Origin of the sequence: Paenibacillus sp. FSL M7-1046 (assembly GCF_038007405.1) — a bacterium.
In the GTDB taxonomy this organism is placed as follows: Bacteria; Bacillota; Bacilli; order Paenibacillales; family Paenibacillaceae; genus Paenibacillus_AQ.
Genome location: NZ_JBBOXB010000001.1, coordinates 2,328,894 through 2,352,539 on the forward strand (window position 1 = coordinate 2,328,894; position 23,646 = coordinate 2,352,539).

General features: G+C 49.2%; 21 protein-coding genes and 1 tRNA gene. 21 read left to right on the top strand and 1 reads right to left on the bottom strand.

Features of this window, described 5'->3' with window-relative positions:
- Positions 1-18: 18 nt before the first annotated feature.
- Positions 19-109, top strand: a tRNA-Ser gene (locus NYE29_RS10115).
- A 348-nt stretch (positions 110-457) separates the two neighbouring features.
- Here NYE29_RS10115 and NYE29_RS10120 read toward each other — a convergent pair.
- The gene (locus NYE29_RS10120) at positions 458-655 is read right to left on the bottom strand and encodes a YjzC family protein (RefSeq protein WP_038598253.1); all 198 of its coding nucleotides are present in this window, start codon (positions 653-655) and stop codon (positions 458-460) included.
- 215 nt (positions 656-870) lie between these two features.
- Here NYE29_RS10120 and rpsF point away from each other — a divergent pair, with 215 nt between their 5' ends.
- From rpsF to yycF, 20 genes are all read left to right on the top strand, one after another.
- Positions 871-1,155, top strand: a complete 285-nt coding sequence (rpsF, locus tag NYE29_RS10125; RefSeq protein ID WP_038598251.1) for a 30S ribosomal protein S6 — start codon at positions 871-873, stop codon at positions 1,153-1,155.
- Positions 1,156-1,202: 47 nt separating this feature from the next.
- Positions 1,203-1,709, top strand: coding sequence for a single-stranded DNA-binding protein (gene ssb / locus NYE29_RS10130; protein WP_340895756.1), 507 nt, complete (start codon positions 1,203-1,205; stop codon positions 1,707-1,709).
- Positions 1,710-1,730: 21 nt separating this feature from the next.
- Positions 1,731-2,003, top strand: a complete 273-nt coding sequence (rpsR, locus tag NYE29_RS10135; protein ID WP_019914552.1) for a 30S ribosomal protein S18 — start codon at positions 1,731-1,733, stop codon at positions 2,001-2,003.
- 233 nt (positions 2,004-2,236) lie between these two features.
- Positions 2,237-2,611, top strand: a complete 375-nt coding sequence (locus NYE29_RS10140) for a VOC family protein (RefSeq protein WP_340895758.1) — start codon at positions 2,237-2,239, stop codon at positions 2,609-2,611.
- 405 nt (positions 2,612-3,016) lie between these two features.
- The gene (locus NYE29_RS10145; RefSeq protein WP_076111706.1) at positions 3,017-4,999 is read left to right on the top strand and encodes an endonuclease MutS2; all 1,983 of its coding nucleotides are present in this window, start codon (positions 3,017-3,019) and stop codon (positions 4,997-4,999) included.
- 272 nt (positions 5,000-5,271) lie between these two features.
- Positions 5,272-6,987 carry an oligopeptide ABC transporter substrate-binding protein gene (gene opp4A, locus NYE29_RS10150; RefSeq protein WP_076111708.1) on the top strand — a complete coding sequence of 572 codons (1,716 nt, stop codon included), beginning with the start codon at positions 5,272-5,274 and terminating at the stop codon, positions 6,985-6,987.
- A gap of 437 nt (positions 6,988-7,424) precedes the next feature.
- The gene (locus tag NYE29_RS10155; RefSeq protein ID WP_076111856.1) at positions 7,425-8,453 is read left to right on the top strand and encodes an LCP family protein; all 1,029 of its coding nucleotides are present in this window, start codon (positions 7,425-7,427) and stop codon (positions 8,451-8,453) included.
- A 190-nt stretch (positions 8,454-8,643) separates the two neighbouring features.
- Entirely contained in the window at positions 8,644-9,069 is a 426-nt protein-coding gene (locus NYE29_RS10160; protein ID WP_076111710.1) for a CBS domain-containing protein, read from the top strand.
- A 220-nt stretch (positions 9,070-9,289) separates the two neighbouring features.
- Complete coding sequence (locus NYE29_RS10165; protein WP_036706324.1) at positions 9,290-9,601, top strand: MazG-like family protein; 312 nt, start codon at positions 9,290-9,292, stop codon at positions 9,599-9,601.
- Between the two features lie 6 nt (positions 9,602-9,607).
- Positions 9,608-10,525: a DUF2232 domain-containing protein gene (locus NYE29_RS10170; protein ID WP_038598241.1), complete on the top strand. Its 918-nt coding sequence runs from the start codon at positions 9,608-9,610 to the stop codon at positions 10,523-10,525.
- An 11-nt stretch (positions 10,526-10,536) separates the two neighbouring features.
- Entirely contained in the window at positions 10,537-12,543 is a 2,007-nt protein-coding gene (locus tag NYE29_RS10175; RefSeq protein WP_076111712.1) for a DHH family phosphoesterase, read from the top strand.
- Entirely contained in the window at positions 12,540-12,986 is a 447-nt protein-coding gene (gene rplI / locus NYE29_RS10180) for a 50S ribosomal protein L9 (protein ID WP_038598236.1), read from the top strand. Before NYE29_RS10175 ends, rplI begins: the two co-directional genes overlap by 4 nt.
- 1 nt (position 12,987) lies before the next feature.
- Entirely contained in the window at positions 12,988-14,349 is a 1,362-nt protein-coding gene (gene dnaB / locus NYE29_RS10185; RefSeq protein WP_038598234.1) for a replicative DNA helicase, read from the top strand.
- 213 nt (positions 14,350-14,562) lie between these two features.
- On the top strand, positions 14,563-15,849 hold the full coding sequence (locus NYE29_RS10190; protein ID WP_340895770.1) for an adenylosuccinate synthase: 1,287 nt from the start codon (positions 14,563-14,565) through the stop codon (positions 15,847-15,849).
- Between the two features lie 148 nt (positions 15,850-15,997).
- Positions 15,998-16,135, top strand: a complete 138-nt coding sequence (locus NYE29_RS10195) for a hypothetical protein (RefSeq protein WP_340894631.1) — start codon at positions 15,998-16,000, stop codon at positions 16,133-16,135.
- 635 nt (positions 16,136-16,770) lie between these two features.
- On the top strand, positions 16,771-17,937 hold the full coding sequence (gene ltrA, locus NYE29_RS10200) for a group II intron reverse transcriptase/maturase (protein WP_340895772.1): 1,167 nt from the start codon (positions 16,771-16,773) through the stop codon (positions 17,935-17,937).
- A 651-nt stretch (positions 17,938-18,588) separates the two neighbouring features.
- Complete coding sequence (ltrA, locus tag NYE29_RS10205; protein ID WP_076108941.1) at positions 18,589-19,911, top strand: group II intron reverse transcriptase/maturase; 1,323 nt, start codon at positions 18,589-18,591, stop codon at positions 19,909-19,911.
- 250 nt (positions 19,912-20,161) lie between these two features.
- Positions 20,162-20,806, top strand: coding sequence for a hypothetical protein (locus tag NYE29_RS10210; protein ID WP_340895774.1), 645 nt, complete (start codon positions 20,162-20,164; stop codon positions 20,804-20,806).
- Positions 20,807-21,135: 329 nt separating this feature from the next.
- Positions 21,136-22,689, top strand: a complete 1,554-nt coding sequence (locus NYE29_RS10215) for a M23 family metallopeptidase (protein WP_340895775.1) — start codon at positions 21,136-21,138, stop codon at positions 22,687-22,689.
- 182 nt (positions 22,690-22,871) lie between these two features.
- Positions 22,872-23,603, top strand: coding sequence for a response regulator YycF (yycF, locus tag NYE29_RS10220; protein WP_038598226.1), 732 nt, complete (start codon positions 22,872-22,874; stop codon positions 23,601-23,603).
- Positions 23,604-23,646 lie beyond the last annotated feature (43 nt).

Genomic DNA, 23,646 nt, shown 5'->3' on the forward strand with positions numbered 1-23,646 from the left:
TACAATAATTCTTGCTGCGGAGAGGTACCCAAGAGGCCCAAGGGGGCTGACTCGAAATCAGTTAGGCGTGTCACAGCGTGCGTGGGTTCGAATCCCACCCTCTCCGCCACTACAGCACTTTATAATCGTTAATCCAACCTTCGCTGATCGGCGGAGGTTTTTTTATTTGTACTTAATCACCACAAAAAGAGGAACCCTTTCGGGTCCCTCTCCAGAGGCAGTACATCAATGATGTTCGGAATTTCTCTGTGTAAAGCCGCTAAAGTGATTGGGTTGTGCTGAGACTGTGCTTTTTTTAGGAGACCAGCCCTTACTCTTCCCGGGTTACAATAGTTGCTGAATCAGAATCCCAGTGATTGTGTTCGTCTACGACGTCCAACGGAACCACACCTCTCTTTTGTACTGCCTGAGTTTATTATGGGACAGGATCGACTCTTTTATACATGGTGCTCAAAAATTAATGGACCCGCGCTTTTTCGACCTTTTTCCATTTGCGGTTTTTGTTGGTGGTTTCGGGGAAGGTATCACCCTTTTCCATTTCAATCCGTTTCGGATTACTGATCTGTGTGTGGAAGCTGCGTGCTTCGCCTACTTCCATGTAGACACCGGGGTTAGGTGCTTTGTCGCCTTTTTCATATTCCGTCTGTTCGCCCATGATATCCCTCCTTCTCTAGAGTGGTGAATACAGTTATATTGTGCGCACTCGTGGGGTTGTTCATGTAGCTAAAAAGTACCTGGAAATGGCATTGATTAATATTGCTTGCACTCGTCAGAACTATTTGGTATATTAATATGGTGCGAGTCTATGTTTGTGCTCGTTCCTTGCTCCTGACGTGATCAGGGGCCGCAGACCATAAGGAGGTGAAAATTATGCGCAAATATGAAGTCATGTACATTATTCGTCCTGACATTGAACAAGAAGCCGTTCAAGCAGCAGTCGAAAAATTCCAAGGCATCATCTCCAACGGCGGAGAAATTACAAAGCACGATGTGCAAGGTAAACGCCGTCTTGCGTATGAGATCAAGAAATTCCGTGATGGCGTTTATGTTTTGGTTAACTTCAATGCAGAACCTGCAGTAGTTACCGAATTGGAACGTCTCATGAAGATTTCCGACGAAGTAATTCGTTATCTCATTACGAACGACGTTGCCTAAGATATTGACAAGCTTTGTAATTGATCGCGTTAAAGGAGGGGATTGAATTGTTGAACCGTATCATTCTGATCGGTCGGTTGACCCGTGACCCGGAACTTCGTTATACTCCCGCTGGTGTTGCCGTAACGCAGTTTACACTTGCTGTAGACCGCAACTTTACGGGCCAGAACGGTGAACGCGAGGCGGACTTCATCCCGGTAGTAACCTGGAGACAGCTGGCTGAGACCTGTGCCAATTACTTGCGCAAAGGACGACTGGCAGCCGTGGAAGGACGCATCCAAGTACGGAATTACGAGAATAACGAAGGTAAACGTGTATACGTAACCGAAGTCATTGCCGATAATGTCCGTTTCCTGGAATCTTCGCAGAACCGTGAAGGCGGAAATACACCAAGTGGTGCAGGTACTCCTGAAGAACCAGCCTATGGCGGTGGCGGCGGTAACAGTGGACGCGGAAATAGCAATAATTTCCCGCGTAACAACAACAATAATCAAGATCCTTTTTCGGGCGATGGAAAACCGATCGATATATCGGACGATGATTTGCCATTTTAATAAGGAAGGACTGAACTGAACATGGCTTTCAAACAAAGAGAAGGCGGAGACAACGACAAAAGACCGGCACGTCGTGGTGGACGCAACAAGCGCAAAAAAGTGTGCTACTTCACTGTGAACAAAATTACTCACATTGATTATAAAGACACTGAGCTTCTTAAGAAGTTCATCAGCGAACGCGGAAAGATTTTGCCGCGTCGTGTAACAGGTACAAGTGCAAAATACCAACGCGCTCTGACCATTGCTGTAAAACGCTCGCGTCAAATCGCGCTGCTGCCTTACACAACGGAATAGGACGTTTTATACAAAGCAGCCGGGCAACCGGCTGCTTTTTTGTTTGCTCCTAAACGACACCCTCCCGCATTAACCGGCCTCAGCTAAATAGAAGAAGACGGATAAAACCAAATGATAGCAGGACGGCTGTAGTCAAAGTACGCCCGCTTGGTCATAAATACTTAATTGTATATAATGAGTAAGAAATGACGGAAGCTAAACAGCCGTAAAATTTAATTCTTGGAGGCATGATGATGGTCAGTGCAAGCCCCTATGTAGTCATTGAGAATGTACAGGAATCGGTAGAATATTATCAGAGCGTGTTTGGCGGGGAAATTAAGATTTTGAATGAACATAAAGGCAAATGGCTGCATGCAGAGCTGCATCTGGGCCAGAGTCTGATCCATTTCTCCGATGATTACGGGAAAGGGGCCAAGACGGAGAATGTCAGCATTATTATGGGGTTGGACAGTGAGGAACAGCTGCGTGGGATTTATGACAAACTGATTGCTGATGGCGGTCAAGTCCTGGTTGAGCTGCAAAAGACTTTCTTCGGCGCTCTTCATGGACAAGTTGCAGATAGTAAGAATAGAATTAGTTGGGTATTGAACTGTTTTGTTGCCAATTGACGGATGTCACAGAATGTAGTAAATTACAGTTATCCTAAACTAAAGGGGAAATTTTGATGTTGGTGAGCGTTCTTAACTAAGCAATTTCATATTACCTGAACAATTAGCTGCGCCAGGTATCGGATTAGGCGATACGTGTGCCCTGTTTGAGTCTGTCCCGCGACATGCTCTGGTTGTTGAAGGTGAATGATTTAGTTAAGAACACACGAAGCGTCACGATGGCCTCTTTACGGCTGTTGTTCTCTTTGTAATTAACCGTGCTCTTGCAGCACGGTTTTTTCTGTTTTCAGAGACAACACCATATAAATGAGGGCAAGGACTGCCGTAGTGGCAGTCTTTGCCCTTTTTTGCGTTAGGAACAATCACGCCTGATACATTCAGGTCGACAATAGAGGAGGAGAAACATTGAATCTGCAAAGTTTGAATACCCTTGAATACGAAGAGATCAAACAGGATTTGGCACGGCATGCAGTATCCTATGAAGGAAGAAGATATGTAAATGAGCTGGCACCGATGACTTACCTGCCGGCAATCCACCGGGCGATGGATGAAACGGATGAAGCCTATGAGCTGCTGGGAAGAGGGGCAAGTGTTCCGCTGCCTTCTCTGGAGGGAATTGAGTCGATCATGTCACTGCTGGGTACCGGATATATGTATAACGAGCAGGATCTCATGTCGGTATGCACCTTTCTGAACAGCTGCAGCCAGCTGCGCAAGTATATGGCCTCCAAGGAGCAAAGTGCGCCGCGGATCGCCGCCTACGGGGCCTCTTTACAGGAATTGAGGCATGTCAGAGAGGAAATTGATCGCTGTATCCGATTCGGGGTCATAGAAGACCAGGCGAGTAAAGGGCTGGAGAGAGTGCGCAAGCGTCTGGCAGTAGCTAAAGAGCGGCTGAACAGGAAGCTGGAGAGCATTATGTCCAAGCACCAGTCTATCCTCCAGGAGAATCTGGTCAGCATGCGCGGAGGGCGTTATGTCATTCCTGTAAAACGCGAATATCACAAACAGGTGAAAGGCTCAGTGCTGGATCAATCGACCAGCGGGCAGACCGTCTTCGTCGAGCCTTATGATATAGCCGCCCTACAGGGAGAGCTGGAGCTGCTGGCTGCTGACGAGGCACGGGAAGAGGGAATGATTCTAAGCATGCTCAGCGGCATGGTGGAACAGGAGCAGGAAGCCTTGAGGGTCAATATTGATGTTACGGGCACGTATGATTTCATCTTTGCCAAAGCTAAGTATGCCCGCACACTTGGGGCGAGGACAGTGGCCTTGAATGACCGTGGTTACCTGAGGATGAACGGCGGCAGGCATCCTAAGCTGAAGGATATGGTGCCGGTCAGCCTGGAGTTTGGCAAGGGCTATAAATCTTTGATTGTAACAGGCCCCAATACTGGCGGGAAAACAGTTGTGCTCAAAACGCTGGGCATACTGACCTTAATGGTGCATTCCGGAATGCTGGTTCCTGTGGAGGAGGATTGTGACTTTGCTGTATTCACTGATGTAATCAGCGTTATCGGAGACGGGCAGAGCCTGACGCAGTCGCTGAGCACCTTTTCTGCCCAGATGAAGAGCATTGAGGGAATGCTGCAGGATGCCGGCAAAGGGGTGCTGCTGCTGATTGATGAGCTGGCGGCAGGGACAGATCCCGGTGAAGGTTTTGCTCTCTCGATAGCCATTCTTGAGGAACTGAACCGCAAAGGGGCGAATATCATTGTCACTACCCATTTTAATGAGCTAAAAGTGTTTGCTGCTTCAACCCCGGGATTCCAGAATGCGCGGATGGAGTTCGATAAAGAGACACTCCGGCCGCTCTACAAGCTGACCATTGGCGAGGCGGGTGAAAGCTACGCGCTGCAAATCGCCGAGAAGCTGGGTATCCCGGGCAATGTTATTCAGCGCTCGCAGCAGCTTGTAGCCCAGCAGCGGGAACAACAGGGCGGGAGAGTGGTCTGGAGCAGCCCTAATGCCGGGCACACAGGGCACAAGACTGACGGAGTGAGAGTGTCCGTTGAATCGAATGAAGAGGACAAAGAGCGGACACAAGAAGGCGGAGAACAGATTGACTCTGCGGAGGAAGCAAACAGCAAGAAGCAGGCCATAAGTTTTGAGGTAGGCGATGCGGTGTATGTCAGCTCCCTTGGGAGAACGGGGATTGTGTATGAGAAGCGAAATGACTTGGGAATGGTTGGGATCATGATTCAAAAGCAAAAAATGCAAATAAATCACAAACGCCTGAAACCCTACCTCTCCAAAGCGGAGCTGTACCCTGACGATTATGATTTTGATATTATTTTCGAGAGCAAGGATACCCGTAAAAAGCGCAAGCTGATGCGAAAAAGACATGTTGAAGGTGTGACGATCATCCATACGGATGAGGAACAATAGGCATAAATTCTGAACGGGGGTCTGCCCCGAAAAGGCAGGCCTTTTTGTGTCCGCCGCACAAAGGTTACAAATATGGTCTTTTCTTTACGGAGAATATTGTATATCCTCTATAATGTGGTTTATCAAAACCGTGTTTTAAAAATTTTACGCATTATATGATATATATAGCTTAAATTGGAATGACATCTAAATTTTAATAATAAATTCAGTAAAATAAACATTAGAAAACGCTTCCATATAGGGTTAGAGGAACAGAAGAAAGGAAGGAATACATGCATAAACGTAAACTTGGCGGAATGCTGATGCTCATGGCTTTTCTACTTTCAGCATGCAGCGGTTTAGGCTTAAGCAATAATTCAAATACAATATCCTTCAGCAAAACGGCTGATGAAGCAAAGGCAGGGGGTACCGTTACCTATGGCTACACCTCTCCGTTCCAGGGATTGTTTGAACCCGCTTTTTTTGAAGGAGATGATGATTCCAATGTTCTTGATTTCATTACGGAGGCTATGTTTACCGTCGAGGATGACCTGACAACCGTACCGAATATTGCTTCCTGGCAGGAATCCGAAGATCATACCGTGTTCACATTCAGCATTAAACCCGGTGTCCGCTGGCATAACGGCGATGAGCTGACGGTGGAAGACTGGAAATTTGCACTTGAGACAATTGCCAGCCCCGACTACACAGGTTCAAGGTATTACAGCGTGGAAATGATTAAGGGAGTAGAAGATTATCATAGCGGAAAAGCGAAGGAAATCTCCGGAATCAAAGTCATTGATCCTTACCGGCTGAGAATTACGGTGAATGCCGCACGCGTGAATACAATTGACAATTTGTGGCCTTATCCGATGAACAAGAAATATTATAGCGGAGTGGCTGTTAAAGATATGCCGGAAAGTGATCAGGTGCGGAAAAACCCAATTGGCATTGGCCCTTTCGAGGTAACTCAAATTCAGCCGGGGCAGCTTGTGGAAATGAAGCGATTTGACCATTATCACCGGGGAAAGGCGTTGCTTGACGCTGTTGTATATAAGGTAGTGGATCCTGAGAGCCTTTCTCCCCAGTTCGAGGAAGGCATGATCGATATTGGAACGGTTCCGCGGGATAACTTTGCAGCCATAAAGGACTTGGATAATATTGAAGTTCTGCAGTCACCGGAGCTGTCCTACGAATACATAGGCTTCAAATTTGGACATTGGGATGATGAAACACAGCAAAATGTCATGGATAACCCCAAGTTTGCAGACAAGCGCTTGCGCAAAGCTATGTATTACGCACTGGACCGTCAAGGTATTATCAATAAATTCTCCAATGGGCTGGGAACGCTGATTGAAACTCCGGTCCCCAGTACAAGCTGGGCCAAAATTGCCGATACAGAAATTAATACCTATCCCTATCACCCTGAACTTGCCAAGTCATTGCTTGATGAAGCGGGATATGTGGATGTGGATGGCGACGGCTTGCGCGAGGACCCCAAGGGAGCTAAATTCATCATTCACTATGATGCCATGAACGGCAGCAAGACCTCAGCGCCGCGCACGCAGGCGATTCTGCAGAATTGGCGGGAGGTCGGCCTAGATGTACAGCTAAACGGCGGAAGTCTGAAAGAGCTGAATACGTTCTACGAAGCGGTAGAGAATGATGATCCTTCGGTCGAGCTGTTTAACGGGGTATGGGGACTAGCCAGTGACCCGGATCCGTCAGGCTTGTGGCGCTCATCGGATCTGTGGAATTATTCTCGCTGGTATTCAACCCGCAGCGAAGAACTGATCCGTGAGGGTGTGGGCACCAAGTCGTATGACAAGGAGCATCGCAAGCAGGTGTATTATGAGTGGCAGAAGCTGATTAACGAAGAGGTTCCGATGATCTTTTTTGCCGAACGGGCCAATATTACTGCTGTTAATCATCGACTGCAGGGCGTAAGAGTGAATGCTATAAGCAATATTGTGGAGCCGCAGAAGTGGTGGATTAAGGATATCGATTAGACATTTGAGACCGCAAAAACCGCATCCCAAGAGATCGTGGGGGTTGCGGTCTTTTTGTATTAAAGCCTAAGCTGTCAGCAGGTTTTTAAATATTTATTTGTCAAGCTGCATAACAAAATAGAGTTTTGCTCGTCATATACTTTATGGATTACAAGTAGCTGCAGCACAAATGATGTCGGTATTTGTTGTTTCTTTTTATGCGTCAAGTGATTACAATAGAAATATTGTTTCTGTGTCAAAGTTGTTTTCCAGGTTTATTCAACAATTAGAATGACCCTAATTCCTGAAAGGGGGAACACTAAGACTGAATAGGGCAGAGAGCATGTTCAACAACAAAAGAAACACAGTCATGACTGTCTGGTAAGCAGCAGGCAAGCATTATAAATAGATCTTCAAGCAATCCTGTGTATATTCCACCATAAAGAAGGAATCTAATGATGAAGAAGAAAAAAATGAAAAAAAGGTATATTGCCCTTATAGCACTTGTAGTCGTCCTTGCGGGAGGTTTTTTGTTTCAAAAACAGCTGGCTGTATTGGCTTTTGATCTTTTCCTGTCAGACCGGGTCGAAAAAACATTGGCGGAAGAATCTTATCAGCCGCTGAACGACAACAAAGTCAAACCGGAGCCGGTTGTTTATAAAAGCGACCCGTTCTCTCTTATGCTTCTGGGTACAGACCAGCGTGACAATGAAACGGCGCGTTCCGATACGATGATCTATGCGGTCATTCGTCCAGAGGATTACAAGATGCTGCTCATTTCCATACCGCGTGATACGTACACCGAAATCATCGGGCATAATGACAACAAGAAAGACAAAATCACACATGCGTACGCATTTGGCGGCCAGCAAATGGCAAAGGATACGCTGGAGGCGCTGCTGGGGCACGATATTCAATATTATGCCACAATTAATTTCCAAGGCCTCAAGGATGCGGTGAATGCCATTGGAGGCGTACCGCTGCCAATTAAGAAGGATATCGTAAACAAAGGCAAGGATCATGAGAAATTTACGATTGAGGGCGGCAAACCGAACTACGATGGTGAAGAGGCGCTTAATTACACCCGTTACCGGGAGGACAGTGATTTTAACCGGACCAAACGGCAGCAGGTCTTTATTGATGTGGTTGCGAATAAAATGTTATCAATCAGTCAAATCGGCAAGATCCCTGAGCTGCTGGACATTATGGGTGAAAATTTCAAGACCGATATCGAGCCGTCCACCATTATTAGCCTGGCCAAGAAATTCATGAGCGGCAAAGACATGGATATCTCCAGCTTTACCGTGATGGGTGAAGGGGAGCGTATCAACGGATTGTATTACGATATCATTGATGAAGAAGACTTGAAGGAAGCGAAGGCCTTGATCGACAATTGGATGAGTGCCAGCACACCGGTTGATCAGCTGATTGAGCCGGGCAAAGCGGAGAACGCACTGGAGCCTAAGGCTACAGCTCAAGCACAATAGAACGGTCAGGACGAATATCATATCCTTAAAAAAGCAGCAGCCATGTGCAAGGTTAGTGGCTGCTGCTTACTGTCTTCATGGTATAATGAGATGGAACTTATTGCTCGCTGAGGCGTATAACTACAATGGCCCTATAACAAGGGGAAGGTAAGTGTTAATTCCTTCGGAACTCTTTGAGGAGGATCAAGAGATGAATATTGCGTTTTTTTTACTTCCGAAGCTGGAGGTCGCGTGCGTGACACTGGATTCAACGCTGCGGCAGACTCTGGAACGGATGGAATTTCACCGCTATACTGCTGTACCGATCCTGAACCGGAACGGGGAATATGCCGGAACTGTAACAGAAGGCGATTTGCTCTGGTACATGAAGGACTCGGGCGGGGCGGTTACGTTTGAAAATGCTTCAAAATATTTGCTTAAAGATGTGCCGCTGCGGATGAACAATCTGCCGGTATCGATCGACGCCGATATGGAGGATTTGATTAATCTGGCCAAGGTGCAGAACTTTGTGCCGGTGGTCGACGATATGAACCGATTTATCGGTATTGTCCGCCGGAGTCAAATTATTGAATATTGTGAGAAGGTTGTTTCGCGGCAATCGCAGGAATCGTTATAATTTTATTGATGCATCAGATGCAAATGCAGCAAGGCCTGTATTTCCGGCAACAAACGGAATGCGGGCCTTTTTTGAAGAGGGATGGCCCGTAGAAGCGGTGTTAACGGGCCTATTGTCTGAAGACAAGCAGGGCCCTTTCCGGGGGGGCTGACGTCCCGTGTGGCTGGGAAATATTTATGCTATAATGGAGAATAATGCTTTTTGCCGGAGGTTAAGAGACATGCCCAATGTGCCGAAGGATTTGGATGTGGCCAAACGCGCCAAGGTAATTGAGTGGTTAAAAACCGAAGTAATTGATCAAGTCTCAAGGCTGTTCAAGGCATTGTGGGAAGGCAGCACCGCCCGTGTGGGCGACAGTCTGGCCAGCCTGATTATGAGCTCATATATTCTGGGGCGCAGACTGGGTATTCCCTATCGAGAGCTGGATGATTTATTAATCGAAAAGCTTAGAAAGCACAGGCAGGAAGGGCATCAGCTTGAAGAATGGTACCAGGATATATCTGCGTTAGAAGAACATATGCGTAAGAGGTGAATACTGTTGAAATTTCGCTGGACATCTGTGGCATGGAGCATCGTCTACTTGCTGCTGCTGCTATCCTTATCAACCCCGCTGCTCATTATCACTACCCTTTTCTTGATTATTCCGGCTGTAGTGCTATTCACTACTCTGAGTACTAAACAGTTTATTGTGCATCTGCTGCCAGTACTGCTGATTGTAGGCCTGATTACACCTGTTTACGTAGTGTTAGCGCTCTATTTCTTAATCCCGGCAATAGTTATGGGACGATGGTATAAGAAACGCGCTTCGGCGCTGTCCACCATCCTTGCGGGAACCGTTACGATTTTAGGCGAGTTTCTGCTGCTGCTGGTGATCGGTACGGCGCTGTTCAATTTTGATCTCTCCAGTTATGTCAATGATATGATGCAGATGGTTACGTCCCCGCTCTCTGATCTGGGCACGGGCAATCCGCTGATGACCGAGTTCAATCTTACATCTGAGGATGTAAATACAATCAGTCATATGACCATACAGGTTATTCCTATGACGCTGATCCTGAGCTCATTTATGATGGCTGTAATCACCCACTCCATTGTCCGCCCCATCCTTAACAGCATGGAATATGCGGTTCCTAAGCTGAAGCCTGCGCGTGAATGGAGACTTTCAAGATCATTTATCTGGTACTATCTGTTGGGAGTCGTAATTAACCTGCTGTTTGGCAATTCAGACAACAGCTTTATGCTGATGATCTCGGCCAATCTGCTGCCATTGCTGCAAATTGTATTTAAAATCCAGACTATCGGATTCCTGTTCTTCGTGGTCTACGAGCGTAAATGGAGCAAGATTGTGGCGATACTGCTGGCACTGCCGGTTATTTGGCTGCCGGGATTATGGATTATCGGTATTATCGATATGGCGTTCCCACTGCGAGAGCTAGTGAAGAAATCGAAACGATAGGGTGAGAGCTCATGCCTAAATTTCTGCAAAGACGCTGGCACGGCTATCATACCGTATGGGCGTTCCTGCTGCTGCTGGTCCTTATTATAGTCGTCAGTATCTATAACTGGGCTCTGGGGATTGCCAGCCTGTTCCTGGCCGGCACTTTATGTTTCTCCATGCTGCAAGCGGAGATCTCATTCCGGCGCAACCTGGTGGAATATATCAACGGGCTTTCTTTCCGCATCAAGCGGGTGGAAGGTGAAGCGGTCAGCATGCTTCCGCTCGGCATTATCCTGTATAGCGAAGACCGCACGGTGGAGTGGAACAACCGCAATGCCGGGGATATCTTCTCCCGGAAGTCCCTGGTAGGCGAAGCGCTGCAGGAGCTGCTGCCTGAGGTGATGTCCTCTCTGACGGGAAATGTGCCGGTCAAGCGGGACCCGGCCAAAGAGGGCGTGCTCAAGGACATCAGACAGGAAATTTCAGTGGATGACCGGTATTATCAGGTTGTGGCTATACCCAGCGAGCGTCTGCTCTATTTGTATGACATTACCGAGCTTGTGGTTCTGCGGGAAAGGTATGAAGAAGAGAAGCTGGCCATTGGTATTGTGATGATGGACAATCTGGATGAAGCAGCCCAAGGCATGGATGATCAGCAGCGCACTTCGCTGATCGCCAAGGTAGCCAGTGAGATTACGGAGTGGAGCAAGCAGTTTGAAGTATACTTGCGGCGGTTGTCCTCAGAGCGCTACTTGATGCTGCTGAATCACCGTAGCCTTCAGGCGCTGGAAGAGAGCCGGTTCGTTGTACTCGACGAAGTGCGCGAAATGACGGCCGACCTCAAGGTGCCGATGACGCTGAGCATAGGCCTTGCCTATGGTTCAGAGTCCGCCAGTGAGCTCGGAGCGCTGGCGCAATCCAGTCTGGACATGGCGCTGGGCCGCGGCGGGGATCAGGCAGCCGTTAAGGCGGGCCAGAGGCTCTCCTTCTATGGAGGCAAGAGCAACGCGGCGGAGAAGCGCACGAGAGTCCGGGCGCGGGTCATTGCGCATGCGCTGCGTGACCTGATGCAGGAGAGCGACAGAGTGCTGATTATGGGTCACCGGGTCCCCGATATCGATGCCGTAGGGGCTGCTATTGGGCTGCTTAAGGCGGCACAGATGTACAATGTGGAAGCAAACATCGTGATGGAGACGCCTAATCCGTCCATCACTAGGATGATGGAGCAGATCCGCCGCGATGATGAGCTGTACAAAACCTTTGTTACTACAGAGCAGGCACTCCAGATGATGACTGAACATACGCTGCTGATTGTCGTGGATACGCACAAGGCTTCCATGACGATGGAGCCGCGTCTCGTGCAGTACGCCAGCCGCATTGTTGTTGTCGACCATCATCGCCGGGGTGAGGAGTTCATTAATGATGCGGTGCTGGTCTATCTGGAGCCCTATGCCTCCTCTACCTGCGAGCTGGTAACAGAGCTGCTGCAGTACATTCATGACAAGATTAAGCTCAGCCCGCTGGAGGCTACCATGCTGCTCGCGGGGATTACAGTCGACACGAAGCATTTTGCGTTGCATACCGGCTCGCGAACCTTTGAAGCGGCAGGGTTTCTGCGGCGGATCGGCGCGGACACGATCCTTATCCAGCGTATGCTGAAAGAGGATTTGCAGGAGTACATTTCCAAAGCGGAAATTATCAAACATGCCCGGATGGTGTATGATCATATTGCACTCGTTGTAACCTCACCGGGAATGAAAATTCCACAGCTCTTAATTGCCCAGACAGCGGACACGCTGCTTGGAATGACGAATGTGGTGGCTTCATTCGTGATCAGTGAGCGGCCTGACGGCCTCATCGGCATCAGTGCCCGGTCACTCGGACGAATGAATGTGCAGGTGGTAATGGAGAAGCTCGGCGGCGGAGGACATTTGTCCAACGCAGCGGTGCAGCTCGAGGGAACATGCAAGCAAGCAGAAGCCAGACTAATGGAAGTTCTGGCTGAAATTGAAGCGAAAGAGGGGCTATTCGAATGAAGGTCATTTTTATAAAGGATGTTAAAGGTCAAGGCAAGAAGGGGCAAGTGAAAGAGGTATCGGAAGGCTATGCAGCGAACTTCCTGCTGCCGCGCGGCTTGGTCCGCCCGGCCACAGACGGCAATGTGAAAACTCTGGAGAATCAGGCAGCAGCCGAGCAGCGCCGCAAGGACCAGGAGAAAGAGGAAGCCCAGCAGCTGGGTAAGAAGCTGGACGAGCTGACGCTGACCCTGAAAGCAAAATCGGGTGAAGGCGGCCGTCTCTTCGGCGCTATTACAAGCAAGCAGATCGCCGAAACTTTGGTGGAAACACAAGGGATCGTAATCGACAAGCGCAAAATTGAGCTGAGTGATCCCATTCGCCATGTAGGTACGTTTCAGGTAAGTGTGAAGCTGCATACTGAAGTAAAGGCTAACCTTACGGTTCAGGTAACGGAGGAGTAAGATGGGTGGAGATCTCTTTTTCGATCGGATTCCCCCGCAGAACCTGGAGGCAGAGCAGGCTGTAATCGGTGCTGTTCTGCTGCAGGATGAAGCGCTGGTTACCGCGATGGAGCGGGTGAATACCGAAGACTTCTACGATAAACCGCATCAAATGATTTTTGAGGCGATGGTGCAGCTCGGAGAAGAGAGCCAGCCGATTGATCTGGTTACGCTGACGTCCAGACTGCAGGACAAGGGACAGCTTGAGGATATCGGCGGTGTCAGCTATTTGGCTAAGCTGGCCCATGCAGTGCCGACTGCGGCCAACGTGGAATATTATGCGCAGATTATTGAAGAGAAGGCGATGCTGCGGCGGCTGATCCGTACAGCGACGCAGATCGTGAGTGAAGGGTACACCGGCGGTGAGGATGTAGCCGATATGCTGAGCGATGCTGAGCGGCGGATTCTGGAGATCTCCAACCGCCGGAGCGGCAGCGGCTTTATCGCCATCCGCGATGTGCTCATGCAGGTCTTCGACCGTGTGGAGCTGCTTCATCAGAATAAGGGGGGCACCTCCGGGATTCCAACCGGCTTTGCCGACCTTGATCATATGACCAACGGTTTCCAGCGTAATGACCTGATTATTGTGGCGGCCCGTCCATCCGTAGGGAAGACGGCATTCGCACTGAATATTGCCCAGAATGTAGCGGTCCGTGCCAAAGAGACCGTAGCCATCTTCAGTCTGGAAATGTCGGCGCCGCAGCTGGTACAGCGTATGATCTGCGCGGAAGCCAACCTCGATGCCAACATTATGCGTACCGGTGATTTCAAAAGTGATGATGATTGGTCGAAGCTTACGATGGGGATTCAGTCCTTATCTGAAGCAGAAATCTATATTGATGATACTCCCGGGATCACGGTTACAGATATCCGGGCGAAATGCCGCAGGCTCAAGAAGGAAAAAGGCCTCGGCATGATCGTCATCGACTACTTGCAGCTGATTCAGGGCCGCGGCAAGGGCGGGGAGAACCGCCAGCAGGAAGTCTCCGAGATTTCCCGTACCCTGAAGCAGATTGCCCGTGAGCTTGATGTTCCGGTTATTGCCCTTTCCCAGCTCAGCCGGGGTGTGGAGCAGCGGCAGGATAAGCGCCCGATGATGAGTGACCTTCGGGAATCCGGTTCCATCGAGCAGGATGCCGATATCGTAGCCTTCCTGTATCGTGATGACTACTATAACCAGGATACCGAAAAGAAAAATATCATTGAAATTATTATTGCCAAACAGCGTAACGGCCCTGTCGGCACTGTAGAGCTTGTGTTCCTGAAAAATTTCAACAAGTTCGTCAACTACGAGCGGGCACACTCTGAACCTTTTGCAGGGTAGATCATTTATTCACAATTCCCGAACGATTGCACATTTCCTTGTGTGATCGTTCGTTTTTATTTGACTTTAAAAAGTACCACTGTTACACTGGTTATTGTGCTTTAGCGGGTTAAAACTGCTTTGGCGTCCGGAGGGCTGCGTACATAAGAACGCTGTACAGAGCCCATATTATGAAAAATAATGGTGCTAGCTTGCACCTACGGAGGAATGAATATGTCAACGGTAGTCGTCGTGGGAACACAATGGGGAGACGAAGGCAAAGGGAAGATCACGGATTTTCTGGCAGAGAGCGCAGATGTGGTCGCCCGGTATCAGGGGGGTAACAATGCCGGTCACACGATTCTGATTGACGGAAAGAAATTCAAGCTGAGCTTGATTCCATCAGGTGTATTTTATAAAGAAAAGACTTGTGTAATCGGTAACGGAATGGTTATTAATCCGGAAGCCCTGATCCAAGAAATTAATTATATTCATGAGAACGGATTTGACACCAAAAATCTGGTGATCAGTGATCGTGCCCATGTCATTATGCCATATCATATGCTGCTTGATGCCTTGGAAGAAGACCGTAAAGGCCCGAACAAAATCGGTACTACACGCAAGGGAATTGGCCCGGCGTATATGGATAAAGCGGCACGCAACGGAATCCGGATCGCCGATCTGATGGATGCCGAGGAATTTGAGCTGAGACTGCGCCAATTAATGGAGGAAAAGAATCAGGTCATTACCCAGGTATATGGAGCGGAAGCTTTGAACGTGGAAGAAATTCTGGTCAAATATCTGGAGTATGCAGAAGTGCTTCGCGGTTATGTGACTGATACTTCAGTGGTTCTGAATGATGCTATAGATGCTGATTCCAGAGTACTGTTTGAAGGTGCACAAGGTGTAATGCTGGATATCGATCAAGGGACTTATCCGTTTGTTACATCGTCGAACCCTTCGGCTGGCGGTGTGTGTATCGGTTCTGGCGTGGGCCCTTCGAAGATCAAGCAGGTTATCGGGGTTGCCAAGGCCTACACTACCCGTGTTGGCGATGGTCCGTTCCCTACCGAGCTGAACGATGCTACGGGTGATTACATCCGTGAAACAGGCCATGAATATGGTACTGTAACCGGACGTGCACGCCGTGTGGGCTGGTTCGACAGTGTGGTTGTCCGTCATGCCCGCCGGGTCAGCGGAATTACCGGTCTGTCGCTCAACTCGCTGGATGTGCTTAGCGGCCTTGAGACGGTAAAGATTTGCACCGGCTATAAATTCCGCGGCGAGGTGATTACTCACTATCCGGCCAGCCTCAAAATGCTGGCTGAATGCGAAGCCGTCTATGAGGAGCTTCCAGGCTGGAGCGAAGACATCACCGCAGCGAAGACACTGGAGGATCTGCCGGCTAATACACGCAGATATGTGGAGCGGGTATCGGAGCTTACAGGCATTCCGATTGCCATCTTCTCCGTGGGACGCAACCGTGAGCAGACCAATCAGGTTCTGCCTATCTATATCTAAGTGATTCCTGTGAGTAAAGGGGCCCTATGTGGGGCTCTTTTTTTGTGCGCCTCACAGTCGCACCATCTAGGTGGTTCAAATCCACCCGGTAACTTTACCCTTTAAAGTGCCGTAGCCGAAGTAGACATCCGGCAACCAGAGTTGTCGGATGGGCAGGGTGTCTCTCGCGAGGGGGAATCCGAAGGGCCTGCAGGCAAAGTCCAGCCCGGAATGCAGTGAACCAGAGGTGGCGGCGATGCTGGGTGACCCGCCAAGAAAACGGGGAAACCTATACGGAATCGTATAGCTTACAGGAAAACAAACAAAGGGATATGACCTGTAAGTCTCATCGACGTGATTAGGGTCAGGATGGATGGAACAGAAGATGCAGATAACTGAGGGAAGTCTCGTAGTCTCCTTGGCGCAAACGCGGACAAGGTAGGGGAGGTATAACCGAAAGGGAAAGCCAAGCCGAAGGGCTACGAGATGGCGGATCGTTCCGTAGTAGTGAGTAAGTCCGGGCCAATGAAAGCTGGTAACAGACTGGAGGAGAAAACCCGGATGAGTATGCGCCTGGAATTTTTTTTTTCTGGAAGACAAACGCCAGAAAAAAAAGTGGTGTCGCATAACCTGCTCTTACTTCAAAAGAGGAGAGACAGAGGCCAAGGGAACGTGCTTCGTCAAAGACTGTGAGTGTTCGTGAGTGGAGATCGTAAGCGCCTAAACCAACGAGCGTTTGACCAAGAGGGTGCGTCCCGCCGAGAGCGAAAGAGCGCTTGGGGATACAGGCAAACGGGCGACCTGAGTACATCTCTAGGCAGCAGGAGCGATTGATTTTTTTTTCTAACACGCAGTTGCTCGGATGGAACAAGCAAGGAATCGATCCTCTGTAGCGGAAACAAGACCAGCTTGGTGAGTAGCGGTAAAGGTGGTGAAACACCAATGAAACCCAAAAGACGTTACTATTCCTTAATCGATAAAGTGTACCAAATGAACAATCTGTACGAAGCTTGGCTATCGGTGAAGAAGAATCAGGGAAAAGGTGGAATCGATGGCGTTAGCATCGGGATGTACGAGAAGAAGGTGAGCACGAATCTAAGGGAACTCCAAAGGTTATTGCAGCAAGGGCGTTACTTCCCCGATCCGGTGAGACGGCATTACATCGAGAAAGAAAATGGGAAGTTAAGGCCGCTAGGCATTCCCACGATCCGAGATCGCGTATGTCAGCAAGCCGTACGTCAAATTATCGAGCCCATCTTTGAACAGGATTTTTATTACTATAGTTTTGGCTTCCGGGCAGGATACTCGGCGCATCAAGCCATACGAACAATTCAGCGGGCCAAACGTACCGGATATGAACACGTAGTAGACCTGGATATTGTATCTTTCTTCGATGAAATCCCCCACGAAGGACTCATGGAGAAGGTACGAGAGAGAATCACTGACGGAAAAGTGCTGACGCTCATTCGCGGATGGCTAACGGTGGGAATCATGGAAGATGATCAGTTCCATGAAACGGAAATCGGGTCTCCACAGGGCGGAGTGATCTCGCCACTGCTGGCAAACATCTATCTGAACACGTTTGACTGGGGAATGAAGGAGCAGGGATTTGCCGTAGTCAGATATGCGGACGATGCAGTGATCCTATGCAAGACAAAGGAGCAGGCAAAAGAGGCGTATCTGGCAGCAAAGAAGATACTGGAAGAAGAGCTGCGACTGCGGATGCACCCGGAGAAAACAAAAGTAGTCGATTTCGAAGAAGGATTTCGTTTTCTGGGATTCGACTTCTGGAAAGAGTATGTGACCTTGCCGGACGCGAAAGTAAAGAAATATAAGGATAAAATCCGAAACGCTACCCGTAGGCAGCAAGGAAACAACCTGAACGAAATGCTCAAGAAGTTAAACGAAATCACCCGAGGGTTTGGGAATTATTTCGGTATAGGGAATGTGAAGAAAAAGTTTCAACGTCTGGATGAATGGACGCGAATGAGGGTGCGAGCCTTTATGCGCCAAAAGAAATCTACGGTGTCAAACCGTCTGATTCCAAACAAAGTACTGGAATCGGCGGGGATGGTATTTCTAACAAGTTTACTCACTACACGTTCCTAATTCAGGAGTGAAATAGGCAATTCGGCGACGGATGAAGGAAACTCACTCCTGAAGATGGGGAACTGACGAAGGAAAGCCGTGTGCGGGAAATCCGCATGCACGGTTTGACGGGGATTGCGCCTTGCAAGTTCAAGAAACACGTATCGCCTGAAATGGTGATCAGGACAAAGCCTAGCCAGCAGTCCTGTACCGAGTCTTGCGTGGTGCATGGTAACATGTACGGCGAAGCGTAGACAGGGAGACAGTAGGCCGGAATCAAGTGAAGAGGATAATTAGCCCCGAAATCAAACGTGGTTGAAGCAGCCGATCCTATTTCTCTGTGGAGAAGGCAGAACCGGCATCATCGATAGGGCAAGAGGGTGACCGGGGCTTCCGGGGTTCGTACCTACAGCATGCTGTCCAAGGGTTTCTTGGGAACAAGGGAGATCCGGCAGTTCCAATTTTTTTTTTTTTTGGTAGAGCCGAACAAGCCTACAAAGCAAGGGAGGCTCAAAGACTTGCCGGAAGTCTTACTGACGGATAGTACTCCGAGGCAGGGAGAGCCTGCTACATGGGGAAGCGGTCAGCAGAAATGGAATCTTTCTAAGGCAACATGGGCTCCATACAACGGGAGGACACAGGCCTTCATACAACGGAAGGAAGAACCTAGCCATGACAACAGGATTGGAAAGAATAGCAGCAAAAGCACGAGAAGATACGAAACTTCAGTTCACTTCGCTTACCCACCACATCTCTAAAGAACGGCTACAAGACTGTCTGCAGCATATTCCCAGACGAACGGCTCCCGGTGTGGATGGGGTTACCCGAGACGAGGCTGTGAAAAGCTTCGAGGTGTGGGCAGAAGAAATGCTCACGTCCATACACCGGAAAGGCTACCAACCGCCAGCCGTAAGAAGAGTCTGGATACCGAAGCCTGGAAAGAAGGAGAAACGTCCGTTAGGTGTCCCGGCCGTGGCAGACCGAGCTTTACAACGGTGCACAGCAGAGATACTAACCGCTATCTATGAGCAAGATTTTCTAAATTGTTCATTTGGAGGCAGACCGGGCAGAGGGCAGCACAACGCGTTAGCAACACTGAATGAGATCATAGCCGGAGAAAAGGTGGGTTGGGTATTCGAAGCCGATTTAAAGAATTTCTTCGGCAGCCTGGATCATGAGTGGATGATGAAATTTGTGGAACATCGCATGGGTGATCCGCGAATCCTCCGGCTGATCCAGCGCTGGCTCAAAGTTGGCGTATTGGAAGACGGGAAAGTCCACGCCAGTGAAGAAGGTACGCCGCAGGGCGGCTCCATTAGTGTGCTTTTAAGCAATGTGTACCTGCACTATGTGCTGGACTTATGGTTTGAGAAGGCAGTTAAGCCGCGGCTTAGAGGCGAAGCCTATCTAATTCGGTATATCGACGACTTTATCGTATGTTTTCAATACCGAAGCGACGCCATCCGTTTTCAGGAAGCGCTGGTAAATCGGCTTCATAAGTTCAAGCTGGAGTTGGAACCGAGCAAAACCAGATTAATCGAGTTTGGGAGATTTGCGAGCAAACATAGCCAAAGAAAAGGGAAGAAGAAGCCGGATACGCTCTACTTTCTAGGGTTTACGCATTACTGTACGCGAAACCGGCAAGGGAATTTCATGGTGGGCAGAAAGACAGAGAAGAAGCGACTGAAGCGAAGTATGGGAAACGTGCAGGAAACCATGAGAAGAATGCAGCATGAACCGCTGGAGGTACAGGCAAAGAAGATTAACCAAATGTTGCAAGGACATTACGCTTACTATGGAATGGCAGGCAACATGAGGTGTCTGAGTAAAGTGTACGCCACAGCCGTCACCTATTGGCGGAAGGTACTCAGTAGACGAAGCCGGAAGAGCTACGTGACTTGGAAGGAATACCAGCGACTACGTTCATTGTTTCCACTGATGCGACCGAAAATCTTCATCCCATATCAACGGTTGAAGACATACGCGATGCTGTAAAACCAGTTCTGAAGAGCCCGGTGCGGGAAATCCGCACGCCGGGTTCTGTGGGGGTTCGGGTCACCAGTTGGGTGGCCCTTCTACCCGGAGTCCGAGGGAGTAATCCCTCGTCTTACCCTACTGCGCTTCAACAATTATGTAATATTTTGGTTTCCCGGAGCCGGTTCTAGTCAATACTGGGAGGATGAAAGCAATAACGCACTGATCCTCCGGAGATTGAATATGAACAGGGCGCAAGGGAGTGATGAAGATGAAGATAGTAAGACGTGCACTTGGAGTCTGCCTGATTGTCGTACTGGCCAGCGCACTTTCGGTTCTGACCACGGCATTCGTCGTCAATACTTATATACAGTCGGTGTTGGCCAGTTTTGATATAAAGCTGGAGGGGCCGTCACCGGGAATCGGCGGTTTTATCAAGAGCCTCACGGGAATGGGAGCCACGGATAACGCCAAAAATGTAGCTGAGGATGTTAAAGATGCCCCCGATGCAAAGAAAGACAGTAAAAGTGAAACGGTGGACACACCAGAACAAAAAAAGGAGAAGTCCGTGGAGGAAAAGGTACCTGAGGATGCTTTGGCTGTAATGGGAGAGGCTTCCGGAGAGGAAGAACAAAGTGACAGTGCACTGGACCAGCAGCTGGTGATGACACCGGAAGCGATGGGTGAGCTCAAGGACAGTTTGCCCATGGATGAGAAATCCAATATTTTCAATATCCTGATGACCAAGCTTCCGCAGGAGGAGATGCAGAAAATCTCAACGGCGATGGAGGATGGGTTGACGGAGAATGAAGTGAAGGAACTGCAGCAAGTCATTGCCAAGTATGTGAATCCTGATGAATATGACACATTAATGAAAATGCTTACACCAAATTCAACTGAGGGTACTACAAACTAAAAATTGTCATTTTTTGGACACGTTCTTGATGTTAAAATGTCAAAATCATGGAAGAAACCCGCGATTATCGCGGGTTTTGTCTTTGGGGTAAAGTTGAAATTTTTCTGCCGTCTATGGTACAGTAAAAAAGGACTATAAGGGGTTAATTTTTTGTAACCTTTTTAAATATAAGAAAAGTACGAATTTTACCTCATACTTTATGCTTATATTTTGGACGGAAACGAAATGCAGGTACACTAACGCACATAGCAAATAGATGCAGCAGCATATATAAAAGGGGTCGAATAACAAGGTTGGCCGCTTCTAAGCGGACTGAAAGGGAGAGTTTCATGAAAGGATTTAAGTTCATGCGCGGGATGGGGAAACTGCGGGACAAAGCAGAGACATCCGCAGAATTCAGCGCAGAAAGTCAAAAGGGCAGTTCTGCCTCTAGCGAAACTAACGTCTTTTATCAAGAAACCAAACCTCGGAGATTCCGGCGGTCCTGGATAGCAGCTTCTGCCGGTCTGGTGCTTCTGGCGACCTTTTTAATCGGGGCAGAGAAGAAATATGTGACCGCGAACACGGTAACCTATTATAAGGTGCTGGTTAAGGGTGAGGAAATTGGAAAGATCAGCGAGGAAACGGAGCTGGATCGGCTGTTCGAAGAGAAGCAGCAGGAATATCAGCTCAAGTATCCCGATTCAGTGATGGTGCTGCAGACAAGCGGCATTACGACAGAGGCGGAAAAAGCGTATAAACCGGAGATAGACAGTGCGGCTACGCTGGACAAGCTGGATGGCATGCTTAAAGCTTATGCAGTGGGTGTGCAGCTGACGGTGGATGGCAAAGCTGTGGGGATTGTCAAGGATCAGGAGACAGCGAATGCCGTCCTGCAGGGCGTGAAAGAACACTACGTTCCGGCTGCCGCGGTTTCAACGGGCGCCCAGCTCAAGAGGACAGCAGCTACGCGTTCTGCGAAGGCGGCTGCACCGGCAAATGCAGACAAGGTAGAATCGGTTGCCATTCAGGAGGACGTTGCCGTTGTTCCTGTCAAGGCGGACCCCACCCAGGTGCTGAGCGTCGAGGAAGCGGTTGAGGTGCTCACCGAAGGGAAAGAGGAGCCGCTTGTTTATGCGGTTCAGGAAGGCGACACCGTTTCTGGGATTGCCAAACGTTTTGAGATTACGCAGGCTGATATTTTCCGCAACAATCCGTCGGTGAAAGAGCTGACCCTGCAAATTGGAGACGAGCTGCAATTGACCGTACCACAGCCAGAGCTTACTGTAGTAACCGTAGAGCAGGTATCGGAGCAGCTTGTCACTGAACCGGAAGTGATTGTCCGCAAGAGCGATGAGCTGGCAGCAGGTAAGAGCAAGGTGGTCCGGGCAGGACAGACCGGCCTGAAACAGATGCAGTACCGGGTGACCAAGGAAAATGGTCTCGTAGTGAAGGAAGAATGGATGGGCCAGACGGTTCTGAAGGCTTCCTTGCCTGAGGTGGTCTATCGCGGCACGAAGGTAGTCGGCGAAGGAACGGGCATGTTCGCCTGGCCGGTCAGCGGGGCAAGCCTTTCCAGCAGCTTTGGCCAGCGCTGGGGACGAAGCCATAAAGGAGTCGATCTCGTATCCGGCAACCGGACCATAACAGCTGCGGATGCCGGGACGGTTACTTTTGCAGGTGTACAGAGCGGCTACGGCAATGTGGTCATTGTGGATCACAAAAACGGATATGTCACCTACTACGGCCATCTGAGAAGCATCTCAGTATCTGTCGGCCAGCGGCTGGAGCAGGGAGCCAGCATTGGTGTTATGGGCAACACGGGGCGTTCAACCGGTACCCACCTGCATTTTGAGATCCGCAAGAACGGCACAGCGGTCAATCCGCTTAGATATTTGAAATAATCCATAGGTTATAATCAGCCGTCCGAGTTTTCGGGCGGCTTTATCTTTTAAAGCTAAAAATATATTGATGAACTGGATGAAAGTACATTTCTATCCCCACTTCGTAGGATGTGACGCCAGTGCAGGTATGTTAAAATAAGAGAATGAGTGATTAGTACGCTTAGAAAGGTGAAGCTGAGCATATGCAGATGGGAACGATTCTGGTAGTAGACGATGAACAGCCTATTGCTGATATATTAAAGTTTAATCTCGAAAAAGAGGGCTATGAGGTAATCTGTGCCTTTGACGGCAACAGCGCTGTGGAGCTGGCTCTGTCCAGACGGCCCGATCTGATGCTGCTTGATCTGATGCTTCCCGGCAAGGATGGCATGGATGTCTGCCGCGAAGTGCGCTCAGCGCATTTGGACATCCCGATCATTATGCTGACAGCCAAAGACGGTGAGATCGACAAAGTGCTGGGTCTGGAATTGGGTGCGGATGATTATGTAACCAAGCCTTTCAGCACGCGCGAGCTGCTGGCCAGAGTCAAAGCTCAAATGCGGCGCCAGCATAAGCCATCGCCGTCCGAAATGCTTAGTGAAAGAGCGGAGAGCAAACAGGGTGTCAATCATTTCGGCCTGTTCGTTGATACCGACATGTACATGGTTTATAAAGACGGAGAGCCGCTCGATTTAACACATCGTGAGTATGAGCTGCTCTATTATATGATTCGCCACGCCGGCAAAGTAATGACCCGGGAGCATCTGCTTCAGGCGGTATGGGGCTTCGAATACTTCGGGGATGTGCGGACCGTGGATGTCACGATCCGCCGCCTGAGAGAAAAAATTGAGGAGAATCCCAGCAAGCCGGAATATATCTTCACCCGGCGCGGACTCGGTTATTTGATGCATAGCCCCAAAAGCGGGGGGTTGTGATGAAAGGGCGGTCCTTTTTCCGGACGATTCAGGCCAAGCTTAT